Genomic DNA, 15,694 nt, shown 5'->3' with positions numbered 1-15,694 from the left:
GATAAGTCTCACAGTCCGCCAAGGTTGATCTTAATCAGATAGTCCTGCTTCTTCTCCATCTCTTCCTTGGACTGCTTGATGCTGGCGAAGAGCGTATTGCCGTCTGCGGACAGCGCGAGGCTATTGGGCAAGGCGGTGGTAGTGATGCTGTTTTTCACCTGGTAGCTGTTGCTGTCAACGATGCTGATGCGCTTGGCTTCACGGTGGCTGATGTAGATCTCATTGCGGGCAGGGTTGAACAACACAGCCAGGGAATTGATCACGTCAATCTGGTGCAGGATTTTCCCGCTATTAACATCGACAACCAGCACCTTCGGCAGATCGGGATCGGTGATGAAAGCGCGGCCGGTTTTGCTGTCCAGACTGATGTTGAGGAAGAAGTGTTTCTTGGCGGGTTCAACCACCACGCGTTTCAGGATTTTGTGGCTGGCGGTGTCCAGGGTGATCAGTTCGCCACCGCCGTTGACGCAGTAGAGACGGCCACGTTCGCTGTCCAGCGCCATGCCGGTCGGGTATTCGCCCATGTTGCTCAGGGTGGCGATTTTCTTCCGATTGGCGGTATCGATAACCCACAACACGCCTTTTTTCGCGGTGCCGGAGACATACAAACGCTGGTTTTTCTTGTCGAGCACCATCTCGCGCGTTGGCGTGAACTGGTCTTCTTTTACGCTTTCATCGAGCTGAATGGTGGCGAGTTCTTTGCCTGTCTGGGTGTCGATCACCGTCACCGATCCGTCCACGGTATTGCCGATATACAGCAGATGCCGTTGTTCATCCAACGCGGTGGCGAAGGCGCGGCGCTGGGTCTGAATATTGGCGTCGGTGGCCAGTGTGGCCGGGTTGACCCGATAGACGATACCGGTGTTTTTCCCTTTGGCGAATGAAGGCGTAGAGGCGGCAAACAGGGTGTTGTTTTCGCCGTCAAAAGCCAGTTCGTACAGGCCATATCCTACCGGTTTGGTCTGGAAATGGCTTTCGGGCAGTTCGGCTGCCAGCGTTGAGCAAGACAACAGCAGCAGGGCAGACGTCAGGGCGCTGAGAGAGAAACCTTTGGTGGGGGCGAACAGGGGCATGGACATAGACATTCCTTTACATCAATTTACGATTTGTTGATGCTAATGATATTGATAATTAATATCAATATCATTTAATTAATCATTGATGCGTATTGATATTACTCATTGAAATTAAATGTATTTTCTTTGGTTTTTGGATTTTATGTTCCGGTTGTTACGTCTTTTTTCTGCTTGTTTATGAGATGTAATGATTTTCATTTCGTTTTTATTGCTGGCAGATATCCGCTATATTCGCCCGGCTTTTGTTAAGAACTGTAAATAAAAATACAACATTCAGAAGTGGGTACAGCGCCGTGCGCAGTGGCTGCCAAGGCCGTGCCCGCGCTCTGCGTTTGCCGCATTGGGCGCTCTGTGAGCTACAACACCAACCGGAAACAGGCTCGATTAGGAACAGTGATGATTTATCAACAATCCATGGGAAAACGCTCCAGCATCGCGACGGTCATTGCTTTGGCATTGATGGGCGCGCCTCAGGTTTACGCGCAGGAAGAGGGGGCCGAGAAGGAAAACAGCGCTTCGCAGGAAGACCAACTGGTGGTTACGGCCTCCGGGTTCAAACAGAACAAGAAATATGCGCCCGCCAGTATCTCGGTTATCGATAAAAAATCCTTCGAAAAGCAAAACAGCCGCGATGTCGCCGAAGCGGTGCAGGATGTCTCCGGGGTGTTCGTCAGCAGCGGTGCCGGCAGCGAGGTGTCAGGGGATATCATGATCCGCGGCATGGACTCGAGTTACACCTCGTTCATGGTGAACAGCATCAAGCAAAATACCGGCGAGTCGCGCCCGTATGGCCAGAATATCGGTACCGAAGCCGGCTTTTTGCCGCCCTTGGCCGCCATTGAACGCATTGAGGTGATCCGCGGCCCGATGTCCTCGTTGTATGGCTCCGACTCCATTGGCGGCGTGGTCAACGTGATCACCAAAAAGCCGTTTGGCGTGCGGGAATGGATAGGATCCATTGCCGGTAACAGTTTCCTGCAGCAACATCAGGATTTCGGCAATACCCAGCAGGCCAACCTGTTCCTGATGGGGCCGCTGGTGCCTGACGTGTTGGGACTCAACCTTTCCGCGGATTACCTCGATCGCCGCGAAGATGAAAAACCCAACGCTTTCAGCAAGAACAACAAAAAGTCCCTCGACATGACGCTGGGCTTTGCCGCCAACGAAACCAACCTGTTCGACCTGAACCTCGCCAAAGGGGAGAAAAAGCGCAGTCGCTCGGCCAAAGGCGGCGGCACGCCGTGGGGATGGGACTTCGATCGCGACGCACTCAGCCTGACCCACTCGGGCTGGTATGCGGAAGATACCGTCGCCACCACCAGCTATTTCCAGTATGAGAAAGGCGAATCCACCTACCACAGCGCCCAACTGGCGCCGCAGCATATTCAGACCGAGAATTACGTTCTGAACAGCCAGGCCAAGCTGAGCCTCGGTGAGCACAACCTGACTCTCGGCGGCAACTACAGCCGCGAAACGCTCAATGACGACTTCTACGCCGACAACAAACGGGCGCCGGGGATCGACCCGGTGACGAAAATTTCGCGTGACAGCTGGGCGTTGTTCGCCGAAGGGCAATGGAACATCGATGACTTCTCGCTGACCACCTCGGCGCGCATGGACCGAGATAACTATTTCGGCACTCACATCAGCCCGAAACTTTACGGTAACTGGATGCTGGACGAAGCCTGGGCGCTCAAGGGCGGGATCTCTTCCGGCTATAAAAAACCGTCGTTGCGGGAAAATTCGGATCGATTCATCACCCCGCGCGGCAGCAACCCGCCTTACCCTTACCTGTCGGTAGGCAACAGCGAACTGAAGCCAGAAACCAGCCTGAATACCGAACTGGGGTTGTACTGGAATAACAACCGCGATCTGTCTTTGGACGGCACGGTATTTTATACCGACTTCAAGGACAAGATTGCTGAAGTCAATATCTGCGAGGCGAGCGAGAATGCCCCTTGCGTGGTTAACGGTTACAGCGCTGAATCCATTGATAAATATTTCAATATCGGCAAGGCCAATGTTTACGGCGTGGAACTCAATGCGGATTGGCAGGCCACGGATCGGCTGAACTTCAACGCCAACTACACCTTCAACAAAAGCGAGCAGAAAAACGGCGTCAATAAGGGTTATGCGCTGAACGACTTCCCGAAACACATGGCCAACTTATCCGTTAAGTGGGCGGCGGCTTCGGCGCTGGACCTGTGGTCCAAAGTCAATTATCGCAGCCGCAACGAGGATACCGGCGACCATACCCGTTATGGCGCTTATGCTCTGCTGGACGCCGGGGCCATTTACCGCCTGGACAAGCACACTCAGGTGATGGCCGGCGTGTATAACATTTTCGATACCGCACCCAAGCGCACCACCAGTTGGGGCGAATATCCGCAGCTTGAAGGACGCCGCTACAACCTTGGTTTGCGCGTGGACTTCTAAACGTTTTTGAGCGATTTACCCGGTCGCTGGCCGGCAGCGGCCGGTATTTTACGGCGCAGCACCGGCTTTTATGCTTTCTGCACGTGGTAGCGATGACGCTTATCGCAACGGGGAATATGCCGAAATGCCCTTGGGTAGGATTAATACGAAAATGTGCGCCAACCCCGGTTTCCGTGGCCGGCATCGTTCCCGAAAGGCTTCACTTGCTCAAAAAACAGGCGTAGAATTCGCTTCGTCTAATAATTGAGGTTGTAAAGTATTATGGTTGATCGTGAGTTAGGAAACTGGAAAGACTTCATTGATGAGATGTTAGGCAACTGACACTGCGCTGAAGCTGAGAACAAGGTTGGTTTATTTGTCGGTATTTGAAACACCTTGGGAGCGACATTCTCGTTCAAGATAAAGCAGCATCGGTTTGCCGATGCTGCTTTTTTATGCCTGCTATTCCGTGTTTGCCGCCGGCGAGGGTTTACCCGGGAAGCGGCGCCGCACCAGCACAAAGAACAGCGGCACGAAGAAGATCGCCAGCAGGGTGGCGGATATCATGCCGCCCATGACCCCGGTGCCGACCGCATGCTGGCTGCCGGAGCCGGCACCGCTGCTGATGGTCATCGGCAATACGCCGAAGATAAAGGCCAGCGAGGTCATCAAAATCGGCCGCAGGCGCATGCGTGAGGCCTCCAGCGTGGCGGACATCAAATCCTGCCCTTTGTGATTCAGCTCGTTGGCGAATTCGACGATCAGAATGGCGTTCTTCGCCGACAACCCGATGATGGTCAGCAACCCAACCTGGAAGTAAACGTCATTCTCCAGCCCGCGCAGCCAGGTCGCGGCGACGGCGCCAATCACCCCGAGCGGCACCACCAGCATCACCGAGAACGGAATCGACCAACTCTCGTACAGCGCAGCCAGGCACAGGAACACAATCAGCAACGAGAGAGCGTACAGCGCAGGCGCTTGTGAGCCGGAGAGCCGTTCCTGATAGGACATGGCGGTCCATTCCAGGCCGAAGCCGGTCGGCAGTTGGCTGACGATTTTCTCCATTTCGGCCATGGCGGTGCCGGTGCTGACGCCTTCCGCCGCCTCGCCGACGATCTCCACCGCCGAGCTGCCGTTGTAACGCTCCAGGCGCGGGGAGCCATATTCCCAATGTGAGGTCGAGAAGGCCGAGAACGGCACCATGTCGCCTGCGCTGTTGCGCACATACCATTTGTCGATATCGCCAGGCAACATGCGGAACGGCGCGGCGGCCTGCACGTACACCTTTTTCACCCGGCCGCGATCGACAAAGTCGTTGACATAGGTCGAGCCCCAGGCGGTGGACAGCGTGTTGTTGATGTCATCGACAGCCACGCCGAGCGCTTGCGCCTTGCGTTGATCAATATTGATTTGCAACTGCGGGCTGTCGTCCAGGCCGTTATGGCGAACGCGAGCCAGCAGCGGGTTGTCCCCCGCCAATTGCAGCAGTTGGTCGCGCGCCGCCATCAGCTTGGCGTGGCCCAGCCCGGCGTGGTCTTCCAGCTCCATATCGAAGCCGGCGGAGTTGCCCAGGCCGGTAATCGCCGGTGGGCTGCTGGCAATCACCCGCGCCTCGTTAATCTTGCTGAACGCATGGGTGGCGCGTTCGATGATATCGAAAGAGGTATTGGCGCCGGAAGTACGCAGATCCCAGTCTTTCAAACGGATAAACATGCGCGCCACGTTCTGCCCGTTACCGCCCGGCCCGGCACCGATGGTGGAAAACACCGACAGCACATCCTGCTGTTCTTTGGTCAGGAAGTAGTGCTCGACTTTTTCCACCACTTTGGCGGTCTGTTGCAGGGTAGAACCCGGCGGCAATTGCACCTGTACGGTGAATACCCCGCGGTCTTCCTGCGGCAGAAACGAGCTCGGTAGCTTGATGAACAGCAGCGCCATGCCGGCGAGCAACAGCAGATAAATCGCCATATAGCGCAAGCTGAAATGCAGCACGCGCGCCACGCCGCGCTCGTAGCGATCGGCATTGCGATTGAACATGCGGTTGAACCAGCCGAAGAAGCCGCGCTTGCCGTGGTGATGGCCCTTGGCGAGCGGCTTGAGCAGCGTGGCGCACAGGGCAGGGGTCAGGATCATCGCCACCAGTACCGACAGCACCATGGAGGACACGATGGTGATCGAGAATTGGCGATAAATCGCGCCGGTGGTGCCGCCGAAGAACGCCATCGGGATAAACACCGCCGACAGCACCATGGCGATCCCGACCAGCGCGCCCTGGATCTGCCCCATGGATTTACGCGTGGCCTCGCGCGGCGGCAGGCCTTCTTCGCTCATCACCCGCTCGACATTCTCCACCACCACGATGGCGTCATCCACCAGCAGGCCGATCGCCAGCACCATGGCGAACATGGTCAGGGTATTGATGCTGAATCCGAAGGCGGAAAGAATGGCGAAGGTGCCCAGCAATACGACCGGCACGGCGATAGTGGGGATCAGCGTAGCGCGGAAGTTTTGCAAGAACAGGTACATCACCAGGAACACCAGCACAATGGCTTCCAGCAGGGTTTTCACCACGTCTTTGATGGAGGCTTTAACGAACGGGGTGGTTTCATAGGCGACCTTCGCCTCCAGCCCGTGCGGGAAATACTGCGACAGCTCGGCGATTTTGTCCTTCACCAACTGGTCGGTCTGCAGCTCGTTGGCGCCGGAAGCCAGCTTGATGTTCATGCCGGCGGCCTGCATGCCGTTATAACGGCTGAGGAAGTCATAGTTTTCGCCGCCCAGCTCGATGGTGGAGACATCGCCCAGCGTCACCAGCGAACCGTCCTGATTGACCCGCAGGGTGATTTGCTTGAACTGTTCCGGCGTCTGCAGTTGCGATTGGGCGTTAATGGTGGCGTTAAGCGCCTGCTTGTCGACGGACGGCGTGCCGCCGAGTTGGCCGACCGCCACCTGGGCATTCTGGGACTTGATGGCAGTTACCACGTCCTCAGTCGTGAGCTGGTAACTGGTCAGCTTGTTGGGATCGAGCCAGATGCGCATGGCGTACTGCGAACCGTAAACGTCCATGCTGCCCACGCCGTTGATGCGGCTGAGCGGATCTTGCAGATTGGACACCAGATAATCGGCGATATCCTGTTTGTCCATGCTGCCGTCGGTCGAGACGAATGCCACCATCATCAGCGTGGTATCACCGGATTTTGATACCGTCACGCCCTGAGTCTGCACCGCCTGCGGCAGCCGTTTAATCGCCGCCTGCAACTGGTTTTGCACCTGCTGCATCGCCTCGTTGGGATCGGTGCCGGCCTCAAAGGTCAGCGTCACCGTGGCTCGCCCGGTGTTGGTGCTCTGCGACGACATATACATCATGTTGTCCAGGCCGGTCATGTTCTGTTCGATAATCTGGGTAACGGTATTTTCCAGCGTTTGCGCCGAGGCGCCAGGGTAAGTGGCGCTAATGCGAACGTTCGGCGGCGCGAGGTCCGGATACTGTTCGACGGGTAGGGAAAAGATCGCCAAAGCGCCGGTCAGGCAAAGAATAATTGCCAAAACCCAAGCGAAAATCGGGCGATCAATAAAAAAATTGGCCATGCAGCGCGAACCTCGTTATGACTTGTTCTATCTTTAAGACGCATCTGGATTGCGTTTACCAGCGGCTGGGAAGGATTCCGGCGTTACTGCACTTTACTCGCGAAGGGGGAGTAAAGCGTGGAGAAAAAAAGGAGATAATGTAAATAACGGTAGTAGAAACCGGCAATGACGTCCCGGCGACAGTGAAAAGCATCATTAAGACAATTTTATGACTATCAAGGGCCTGGCCGATCAAGGTTCCCGGAAAATAATCAGGACTTACCGCAAAGCAGGAGCTTGGCATGGAAATTAACCCGGTATTTGCCCGACGCCTTTATCTGTGTTGGCTGATCAGTCACAGTGAGCGGCCGAACGTCCCGCGTCTGATGGAAGTGACCGGCTGGCCGCGCCGTACTCTGCAAGACGTGCTGAAAGCCTTGCCTGGCCTGGGGGTGGAGTTGCAGTTTGTGCAGCAGGGCGTGCGCAATAACGACGGTTTTTACCGGTTGGAAAACTGGGGGCCACTCAACAAGAGCTGGATCCACCAGCATCATCAGACGCTGCTGGCCGCCATCGAGTAAACTTCCCCCGGCATGCCGGGGGAAGCATCATTGACTTTTGTGTTCCAGATACATCACCGTCGCCGCCACGCGTGAACGGACGTCCAGTTTGCGCAGCATGTTGCGGATATGCACTTTCACCGTTTCTTCGGAAATGTGCAGTTGTGCCGCCACCTGTTTGTTGGACATACCGCGCGCCACTTCCTGCAAGACGTCCAGCTCGCGTTCGGTCAGTTCGGCGAAGGGATCGTGCTGTTCGCTGCGGGATGACAGATAGTCCGCCACCGCATCGCTAATCACGTTCTGGCCTTCCGCCGCCGCGCGAATATGTTCCAGCAGCTGTTCCGGCTCACTGTCTTTCAGCAGATAACCGTCGGCGCCGGCGTCGATCAGCGCATAGACGTCGCTGCGCGAATCGGACACCGTCAATACGATGATGCGCGCATCTATGCTCTCATTGCGCAGCGCTTTCAACGTGTCCAGGCCGGACAGCCCTTTCATATTCAGATCGAGCAGGATCACGTCCGGCGTGTGCTGCAACGCGAGGGCAATGGCCTCGTTGCCGTCGCTGGCTTCGGCCACCACGGTAAACCACGGGTCCAGCCCCAGCAGCTGTTTGATGCCGCGGCGCATCAGAGGATGGTCGTCGACGATCAATACTCGGTAATTCTTCATCACCATGACATATGCTCCCTGTAGCGAGTAAAGCCACTCAAACACGCTGTGCAGCGCGCTTCACAGTGGGACAGACTCTTATAAAATAGTGGCAATCAACGCCGAAATAGCCCTCATCCCCGCCTAAAAGGTCACTAGGGGAGGAATGGCCCCGATTTATGGCGGAAATGTCAAACGGACTTCCGTGCCCTTGGGTTCACCTCGCTGGATGAGCAGCGTGCCTCCCAGCCGCGCGGCGCGTTCGCTCATGATGCTCAACCCATAATGGCCTTCCGGCTCGCTCAGGCTGGCGATGCCGCAGCCGTCGTCAACAATGCTGATGGCATTATCACCGCTCGCGGTGACCTCGCAACGGATCACTATCTCCCGTGCATCGGCATGTTTGATGGCGTTGACCACCGCTTCCCGTACAATCTGCAGCGCATGCACCTGTTGTTGGGCATCGAGCGCCTGGGAGGAAAGCCGACAGTGTAACTGAATCCGCGCGCCGGTTAGAACCTTTAATGGTGCCAGCAATTGGTGCAGCGCGGCGTTCAAATCGGCCTCCTGAATGTTCAGGCGGAAGGTGGTCAGCAACTCGCGCAACTGGCGGTAGGCGTCGGCCAGCGCGCGGTCAAAATCGTTAATGATCTCCTGCGCCTGCGGTGAACCGCCCGCCAGCGTGCGTTTCAGCAACGTCAACTGAATGCGCAAAAACGACAGCGCCTGGGCCAATGAATCGTGCAGCTCGCGGGCGATGGTGGCACGCTCTTCCATCAGCAAAAACTGCATGTGCTGTTTCTGCGCGCGATTGAAATAAACGCCGCGGCTCAGCATGTTAGCCACGCTTTGCATCAAATGCGGATGCGGCGGTTGATCCTGGTGCTGCCAGCAAAGTTCCCCCAGCGGTTTGCCGTCCTGAACGATGGTAAGCCGCTGCCAGGCCTGCGTTGGCGACGGCGTGCCGCTGGTCAGTTGCCATTCGCTGAGGCTGTCCGCCACGTTCAGCCGGATGCAGAGCAACTGCTCGCTCTGGCGCACGATGTGCAGGACCTGCTCAAAGGCCTGCCGACCAATTTGCCGCACGCTCAGCGCCTGTGAGCAGTTGTAGAGCACTTCGAGCGTCTCGTTCGCCTGTTGCAAACGCTGGGTTTTCTCCTGAACCTTTAACTCAAGAGACTGATACAGCTTGGCCAGATCGTCCGACATGGCGGCAAAGGCCAGCGACAGCACGCCCAACTCGTTCGGCAGCGCAATATCCAACTGCGGGTGGTGAAAATCCCGCTGTTGCACGCGCTGGCTGGCATCCACCAGGTGTTTCAGCGGCGCCACAACCTGGCGGCGCATAAAGCGAATGCAAAACAGCACCAGCCCGATAATGGCGATATAACCCACCACGCTGATGGTCGCCACTATGGCCAGCTTGAGTTCGGAATAGCGTTGCAGCGCTAAAACGAAATGGTCAATCTGGTTAACGTAACCGGCGACGTTGGCCTGATAGTCTGCCGACTGCCCGGCCTGGATCTGCCGCGCCAGCCGCTGCCAGGTTTGCTGCAGCGACAGGTATTTCTCACGGACGTCGGCAGGCACGTAAAAACGATCCAGCTTTTGCAGCGCCGGGGCCTGCAGGGAGTGTTGATATTGCTGCAGATGCTGATCCAGCCCCGTAGCCTGCCGGGTGAGATCGTAAGCCAACCGATAACTCTGCATGCGCAGCGAACCGGCGATATTTATCGCTTCGGCGTCACGCAGGCTGCCGGCGACGGTAGTCAACGCCAGCCCGGTGGAGATCACGGACAAAATAACGATGCAAAACAGCGCCTTGGCCAGGCTGCCGGTCACTGAACGTTTAACAAGCAATCACGGATCCTTTTCTCACGGGCGATGCGCATCGTCAGGTTTCATTCGAAAGCAAAATTATAAGTTTTGCAACTAAAATTCGCCGGGTTTTATCTCAAGATGTAAGCAACGGAAAAAACGCGCGTTGTATAATTAAATAGATAACGAATCAGCGAAAAGCGGGCGGCTAACTGCCCTTAAGCACAGTAATAGATTGATCTGGCGCAAGCTACCCCCGCATTTACCCCTTTAGGGTGATTATATACCCCTCGGACTCCTCTTATTTTACCCCCGTATTTTTCAGGGTTTTAAATCCATAGGCTATAGCCGCTGCCCGCAAACTGGCGTGTGGGCATGTTTGCAACCTCAAGGATAAACAGCATGACCGTATTGTCGCGGCGCAGGCTGCTCGGCGGACAATGGCGTCTCTCTTCGGCGGCGATCCGCCCCCCGTGGTCGCATCAAGAATCCCTTTTCATTGCCGGTTGCACCCGCTGCCAGGCCTGCATTCGCGCCTGTGAAAGCGGCGTGCTGATCGGCGGCCGCGGCGGCTTTCCCGAGATTGATTTCCAGCGGGCGGAATGCACGTTTTGCGGGCGTTGCGCACAGGCCTGCGAAGCGCCGCTGTTTCGCCCGCTGGCGGAAACCCCTTGGCGGCAATATGCGGCGTTTGGCGCCGATTGCCTGGCGCGCAGGGGCGTTGAATGCCGCAGTTGTCAGGACAGTTGCGAGCCGCAGGCGATCCGCTTTCGGCCGCGGCTGGGCGAGATGGCGCAGCCGATGCTGGATACGGCGGCCTGCAACGGCTGCGGCGCCTGTGTCGCCGGCTGCCCGGCGAATGCCGTCACCCTAATCCGGAGCGAAAACAATGAATAACGAATGGCACGTAAGCGGGCTGGTGGTACAGGCCCGGCCGGAAAACATTCCGCGGCTTGTCACGGCGCTGCTGGCGATCACGGACACGGAAATCCCGGTGCAGGATCGTCCGCAGGGCAAGCTGGTGGTCGTGATGCAGGCGGCTTGCTCCCAGGCGCTGCTGGAAAAAATTGAGTCAGTGCGCAATCTGGACGGCGTGCTGGCGGTATCGCTGGTTTATCACCAGCAGGACTTGCAAGGTGAGGTAATGCCATGAAACTCAGTCGTCGAGACTTCATGAAGGCTAACGCCGCGGTGGCCGCTGCGGCGGCGGCCGGGCTGACTATTCCAACGGTAGCGCAGGCGGTGGCGGGCAGCGCGGATGCCATCAAATGGGACAAGGCGCCCTGTCGCTTCTGCGGCACCGGCTGCGGTGTGCTGGTCGGTACCCAAAATGGCCGTATCGTCGCCTCGCAGGGGGATCCGGATGCGGCGGTCAACCGTGGGTTGAGCTGCATCAAAGGCTATTTCCTGCCGAAAATCATGTACGGCAAAGATCGTCTGACCCAGCCGCTGCTGCGCATGAAAGCCGGCCAGTACCATAAAGAAGGCGAGTTTACTCCCATCAGTTGGGAACAGGCTTTCGACATCATGGCCGAAAAATTCAAACAGGCTTTGAAGGAGAAGGGGCCCGACGCGGTGGGTATGTTCGGCTCCGGCCAGTGGACGGTGTGGGAAGGCTATGCCGCCGCCAAACTGTTCAAAGCCGGGTTGCGCACCAATAACCTGGATCCGAACGCCCGCCATTGCATGGCTTCGGCGGTGGTGGGCTTCATGCGCACCTTCGGCATGGACGAGCCGATGGGCTGCTATGACGATATCGAGCAGGCTGACGCCTTCGTGCTGTGGGGCTCCAACATGGCGGAAATGCACCCGATCCTGTGGTCGCGCATTACCGATCGCCGTTTGAGCAACGAGAAGGTCAACGTGTCGGTGCTGTCGACGTATGAGCACCGCAGCTTCGAACTGGCGGATAACGGCATGGTGTTCACGCCGCAGACCGATCTGGCGATCATGAACTACATCGCCAACTACATCATTCAAAACAACGCGGTAGATCAGGATTTCCTCAATCGGCACGTCAATTTCCGCCGGGGAGCGACGGATATCGGTTACGGCCTGCGCGCGACCCACCCGCTGGAAAAAGCGGCGAAAAACCCAGGTTCGGATGCCTCCGAACCTATGAGCTTCGACGAGTACAAGGCTTTCGTGGCGGAATACACGCTGGAAAAAGTCGCCAAAATGAGCGGCGTGCCGGAAGACCAACTGGAAGCGCTGGCGAAGCTGTATGCCGATCCGAACATCAAGGTGGTGTCGTACTGGACCATGGGCTTCAACCAGCATACGCGCGGCGTTTGGGCCAATAACTTGTGCTACAACCTGCACCTGTTGACCGGCAAGATCGCCAAACCGGGCTGCGGGCCGTTCTCGTTGACCGGCCAGCCTTCCGCTTGCGGCACCGCGCGCGAGGTAGGCACCTTTGCCCACCGTCTGCCGGCCGACATGGTGGTCACCAACGAAAAACACCGCCAGACAGCCGAGCAGAAATGGCAGTTGCCGGCCGGCACCCTTCCGGCAAAGGTCGGGCTGCACGCGGTAGCGCAGGACCGTGCGCTGAAAGACGGCAAGCTGAACGCTTACTGGGTGATGTGCAACAACAACATGCAGGCCGGGCCGAACATCAATGAGGAACGGATGCCGGGTTGGCGCGATCCGCGCAACTTTGTGGTGGTGTCGGATCCTTATCCGACCGTCAGCGCCCTGGCCGCCGACCTGATCCTGCCGACCGCCATGTGGGTGGAGAAAGAGGGCGCTTACGGCAACGCGGAGCGCCGCACCCAGTTCTGGCGCCAGCAGGTGAAAGCGCCGGGCGAGGCCAAATCCGATCTGTGGCAACTGGTGGAGTTCGCCAAGCGTTTCACGGTGGAAGAGGTGTGGCCGGCGCAACTGCTGGAACAAAACCCGCAATACCGGGGCAAAACGCTGTACGACGTCCTGTTCGCCAACGGCGAGGTGAATAAATACCCGCTGACGGAAATCCCGGCGGACCAGCTCAACGACGAAGCGCGCGCCTTTGGCTTCTATCTGCAAAAAGGGTTATTCGAAGAATATGCCGGCTTTGGCCGTGGCCACGGCCACGATCTGGCGGCGTTCGATATGTACCATCAGGCGCGCGGCCTGCGTTGGCCGGTGGTCGACGGCAAAGAGACGCTGTGGCGCTACCGCGAAGGTACGGATCCTTATGTCAAAGCGGGGGAAGCGGTGCGTTTCTACGGCAAACCGGACGGCAAGGCGGTGATCTTCGCGCTGCCGTTTGAACCGGCGGCGGAAAGCCCGGACGGCGAATACGACCTTTGGCTGTCTACCGGCCGGGTGCTGGAACACTGGCATACCGGTTCGATGACCCGGCGGGTGCCGGAGCTGCATCGCGCCTTCCCGGAGGCGGTGCTGTTTATCCATCCTCTGGATGCCAAGAGCCGTAATCTGCGCCGTGGCGATAAAGTCAAAGTGTTGTCGCGCCGTGGCGAGGTGATCAGCACGGTTGAAACCCGTGGCCGCAATCGTCCGCCGCGTGGGTTGGTGTATATGCCGTTCTTTGATGCCGCGCAGTTGGTGAACACCCTGACGCTGGACGCCACCGATCCGCTATCGAAAGAGGTCGATTTCAAGAAATGCGCGGTGAAGTTGGAGAAGGTGTGAGTGCGCCTCGGTGCGTTCGACCCCCATTTTATTACCCGGGAGCCAAATAAAAATGAAAAGCCCTGTCGTGAAAAAGACGCTTGTCCTGTGGGCGGCGGCGTTGTCGCTGGCGTTTGCCGGCCTGGCCTTTGCCGCCGGCGATGTCGATCTCAGCCAGTCGCCGGAGGTCTCCGCCACCGCCGTCGGGCCAATCTCCACGCCTAAACAGCAGGAACGGATGGCGCTGAACTATGTCAATCAGCCGCCGATGATCCCGCACAGCGTGGACGGTTATCAGGTCAGCAAAAACACCAACCGCTGCCTGCAGTGCCATGGGGTGGAGCATTACCGCACCACAGGCGCGCCGCGTATCAGCCCGACGCACTTTATGGATCGTGATGGCCGGGTGCTGAGCGACGTCGCGCCGCGCCGTTATTTCTGCCTGCAGTGCCACGTGCTGCAAACCGATGCGGCGCCGATTGTCGGCAATGATTTCCAGCCCATGCCGGGCTTTGGGCGCTAAACGGAGGCCTTATGGCAGAACCTGATCACACCCCGACCGAAAAAAAAGCCGGCCCGTTGCTGCGGCTGTGGCGCTGGTGGCGCAGGCCCAGCCGCCTGGCCTTGGGCACGTTGTTGCTGCTGGGTTTTGGCGCCGGGATTATCTTCTGGGGCGGTTTTAATACCGGCATGGAAGCGGCGAATACCGAGCAGTTCTGTATCGGTTGTCACGAAATGCGCGAAAACGTGTATGAGGAATACATGGGCACGGTGCATTACAACAACCGCAGCGGCGTGCGCGCCACCTGCCCGGATTGCCACGTGCCGCACGAATGGGCACCGAAAATGCTGCGCAAACTGAAGGCCAGCAAGGAACTGTACGCCAAGGCGTTCGGCCTGATCGATACGCCGCAGAAGTTTGACCAGCACCGATTGGCGATGGCCAGCAACGAATGGGCGCGGATGAAGGCCAACGATTCGCAGGAGTGCCGTAACTGCCATAACTTCGAGTATATGGACTTCACCGCGCAGAAAACCGTGGCGGCGAAGATGCATGACAAGGCGGTAACCGAAGGCAAAACCTGTATCGATTGCCATAAGGGCATCGCCCACAAGTTGCCGGATATGCGCGACGTCCCCAACGGGTTTTAAACCCTTCAAGACCCATAGCCCCGCCGTTCTCCCGGAGCCGCGGGGTTTTTTGTTGCAAATCCGTTGTCGCTTGGGGACTCAATCGCGGTATCATTTTTGCGATCCAGCTAACGGAAAAGAAGAAGGGTTCATGTCGGCGAAAATTGAGAATGTGAAAAAAGAACTGCTGTCGAATAACTGGTATGTGCTGCACAAGTACACCTTTGATTTGAAGCGCAAGGATGGCGGTTCCGTTCAGCAGATGCGCGAGGTGTACGATCGCGGCAATGGCGCCACCATTTTGCTGTATAACCGCGCCAAGGGTACGGTGGTGCTGACCAATCAGTTCCGCATGCCGACCTATGTCAACGGCAACGACAGCGGCATGCTGCTGGAAGCCTGCGCCGGCCTGCTGGACGCCGATTCCCCGGAGCAGTGCGCGCGCCGCGAAGCGGTGGAGGAAACCGGTTTTCAGGTCGGTGACGTGAAGAAGATTTTCGAGGCCTACATGTCGCCGGGCGGCGTGACCGAGATCGTGCATTTCTTTATCGCCGAATACCATGACGATGAGCGCCGTGCTGCCGGCGGTGGTATCGAAGACGAAGATATCGAAGTGGTGGAGCTGCCGTTCACCGAGGCGGTGGCGATGATCGCCGACGGCAGGATCAAAGACGGCAAAACCATTATGCTGCTGCAATACCTGCAAATTCACCGAATTATGGCATAAAAAAGCCCGGCAAAATTGCCGGGCCTGGCGTCGTCATGTTCAGGGCGGCGGCATAAGCCGCCCCTGCCGTGACTTACTTCAGCAGCGCCTGCGCCTTGGCCACCACGTTGTCCACGGTGAAACCGAACTCT

Annotated in this window: 13 protein-coding genes; 9 read left to right on the top strand and 4 right to left on the bottom strand. The window is 57.6% G+C overall.

The window, feature by feature from the left end; genetic code table 11:
• Positions 1–8 precede the first annotated feature (8 nt).
• The gene (yncE, locus tag ACUTQW_RS19365; RefSeq protein ID WP_020439546.1) at positions 9–1,079 is read right to left on the bottom strand and encodes a 7-bladed beta-propeller protein YncE; all 1,071 of its coding nucleotides are present in this window, start codon (positions 1,077–1,079) and stop codon (positions 9–11) included.
• Between the two features lie 393 nt (positions 1,080–1,472).
• Here yncE and ACUTQW_RS19360 point away from each other — a divergent pair, with 393 nt between their 5' ends.
• Positions 1,473–3,512 carry a TonB-dependent receptor domain-containing protein gene (locus ACUTQW_RS19360; protein ID WP_006327145.1) on the top strand — a complete coding sequence of 680 codons (2,040 nt, stop codon included), beginning with the start codon at positions 1,473–1,475 and terminating at the stop codon, positions 3,510–3,512.
• A 261-nt stretch (positions 3,513–3,773) separates the two neighbouring features.
• Positions 3,774–3,833, top strand: a complete 60-nt coding sequence (ypfM, locus tag ACUTQW_RS19355; RefSeq protein WP_100396732.1) for a protein YpfM — start codon at positions 3,774–3,776, stop codon at positions 3,831–3,833.
• A gap of 120 nt (positions 3,834–3,953) precedes the next feature.
• On the opposite strand, the gene acrD is transcribed toward ypfM, so the two are convergent.
• Positions 3,954–7,079, bottom strand: coding sequence for a multidrug efflux RND transporter permease AcrD (acrD, locus tag ACUTQW_RS19350; RefSeq protein ID WP_445654933.1), 3,126 nt, complete (start codon positions 7,077–7,079; stop codon positions 3,954–3,956).
• 281 nt (positions 7,080–7,360) lie between these two features.
• Between acrD and ACUTQW_RS19345 the strand changes: the two genes are divergently transcribed.
• Entirely contained in the window at positions 7,361–7,639 is a 279-nt protein-coding gene (locus ACUTQW_RS19345) for a winged helix-turn-helix domain-containing protein (protein WP_004951791.1), read from the top strand.
• A 27-nt stretch (positions 7,640–7,666) separates the two neighbouring features.
• Here ACUTQW_RS19345 and narL read toward each other — a convergent pair whose 3' ends face one another.
• Together narL and narQ are read right to left on the bottom strand one after the other, a co-directional pair.
• Entirely contained in the window at positions 7,667–8,299 is a 633-nt protein-coding gene (narL, locus tag ACUTQW_RS19340) for a two-component system response regulator NarL (RefSeq protein ID WP_004951788.1), read from the bottom strand.
• A gap of 150 nt (positions 8,300–8,449) precedes the next feature.
• Complete coding sequence (narQ, locus tag ACUTQW_RS19335; protein WP_006327142.1) at positions 8,450–10,132, bottom strand: nitrate/nitrite two-component system sensor histidine kinase NarQ; 1,683 nt, start codon at positions 10,130–10,132, stop codon at positions 8,450–8,452.
• A gap of 360 nt (positions 10,133–10,492) precedes the next feature.
• Here narQ and napF point away from each other — a divergent pair, with 360 nt between their 5' ends.
• The 6 genes from napF (at position 10,493) to nudK (ending at position 15,563) form a co-directional block, all read left to right on the top strand.
• Positions 10,493–10,987: a ferredoxin-type protein NapF gene (napF, locus tag ACUTQW_RS19330; RefSeq protein WP_004951783.1), complete on the top strand. Its 495-nt coding sequence runs from the start codon at positions 10,493–10,495 to the stop codon at positions 10,985–10,987.
• A complete protein-coding gene (gene napD, locus ACUTQW_RS19325; protein ID WP_006327141.1) occupies positions 10,980–11,243 on the top strand; it encodes a chaperone NapD in 264 nt (87 codons plus the stop codon). Before napF ends, napD begins: the two co-directional genes overlap by 8 nt.
• On the top strand, positions 11,240–13,726 hold the full coding sequence (gene napA, locus ACUTQW_RS19320) for a nitrate reductase catalytic subunit NapA (protein ID WP_004951779.1): 2,487 nt from the start codon (positions 11,240–11,242) through the stop codon (positions 13,724–13,726). The genes napD and napA overlap by 4 nt, the downstream gene beginning before the upstream one ends.
• Before the next feature lie 52 nt (positions 13,727–13,778).
• The gene (gene napB, locus ACUTQW_RS19315; RefSeq protein ID WP_037433457.1) at positions 13,779–14,228 is read left to right on the top strand and encodes a nitrate reductase cytochrome c-type subunit; all 450 of its coding nucleotides are present in this window, start codon (positions 13,779–13,781) and stop codon (positions 14,226–14,228) included.
• Between the two features lie 11 nt (positions 14,229–14,239).
• Positions 14,240–14,857 carry a cytochrome c-type protein NapC gene (gene napC, locus ACUTQW_RS19310; protein ID WP_037433454.1) on the top strand — a complete coding sequence of 206 codons (618 nt, stop codon included), beginning with the start codon at positions 14,240–14,242 and terminating at the stop codon, positions 14,855–14,857.
• Positions 14,858–14,987: 130 nt separating this feature from the next.
• Positions 14,988–15,563 (top strand): GDP-mannose pyrophosphatase NudK, encoded by a 576-nt coding sequence (gene nudK, locus ACUTQW_RS19305; RefSeq protein ID WP_006327138.1) that lies wholly within the window; start codon positions 14,988–14,990, stop codon positions 15,561–15,563.
• Positions 15,564–15,694 lie beyond the last annotated feature (131 nt).

Source organism: Serratia sp. TSA_7 (assembly GCF_052692135.1).
This window is presented reverse-complemented; position numbering and strand designations above follow the sequence as displayed.

What these genes read in the sequence shown, in the direction of transcription:
- yncE (WP_020439546.1), bottom strand. Translation starts at nt 1,079, where the DNA reads ATGTCCATGCCCCTGTTCGCCCCCACCAAAGGTTTCTCTCTCAGCGCC.
- napB (WP_037433457.1), top strand. Translation starts at nt 13,779, where the DNA reads ATGAAAAGCCCTGTCGTGAAAAAGACGCTTGTCCTGTGGGCGGCGGCG.
- nudK (WP_006327138.1), top strand. Translation starts at nt 14,988, where the DNA reads ATGTCGGCGAAAATTGAGAATGTGAAAAAAGAACTGCTGTCGAATAAC.
- napF (WP_004951783.1), top strand. Translation starts at nt 10,493, where the DNA reads ATGACCGTATTGTCGCGGCGCAGGCTGCTCGGCGGACAATGGCGTCTC.
- napC (WP_037433454.1), top strand. Translation starts at nt 14,240, where the DNA reads ATGGCAGAACCTGATCACACCCCGACCGAAAAAAAAGCCGGCCCGTTG.
- acrD (WP_445654933.1), bottom strand. Translation starts at nt 7,079, where the DNA reads ATGGCCAATTTTTTTATTGATCGCCCGATTTTCGCTTGGGTTTTGGCA.
- ACUTQW_RS19345 (WP_004951791.1), top strand. Translation starts at nt 7,361, where the DNA reads ATGGAAATTAACCCGGTATTTGCCCGACGCCTTTATCTGTGTTGGCTG.
- napD (WP_006327141.1), top strand. Translation starts at nt 10,980, where the DNA reads ATGAATAACGAATGGCACGTAAGCGGGCTGGTGGTACAGGCCCGGCCG.
- ACUTQW_RS19360 (WP_006327145.1), top strand. Translation starts at nt 1,473, where the DNA reads ATGATTTATCAACAATCCATGGGAAAACGCTCCAGCATCGCGACGGTC.
- narL (WP_004951788.1), bottom strand. Translation starts at nt 8,299, where the DNA reads ATGGTGATGAAGAATTACCGAGTATTGATCGTCGACGACCATCCTCTG.
- napA (WP_004951779.1), top strand. Translation starts at nt 11,240, where the DNA reads ATGAAACTCAGTCGTCGAGACTTCATGAAGGCTAACGCCGCGGTGGCC.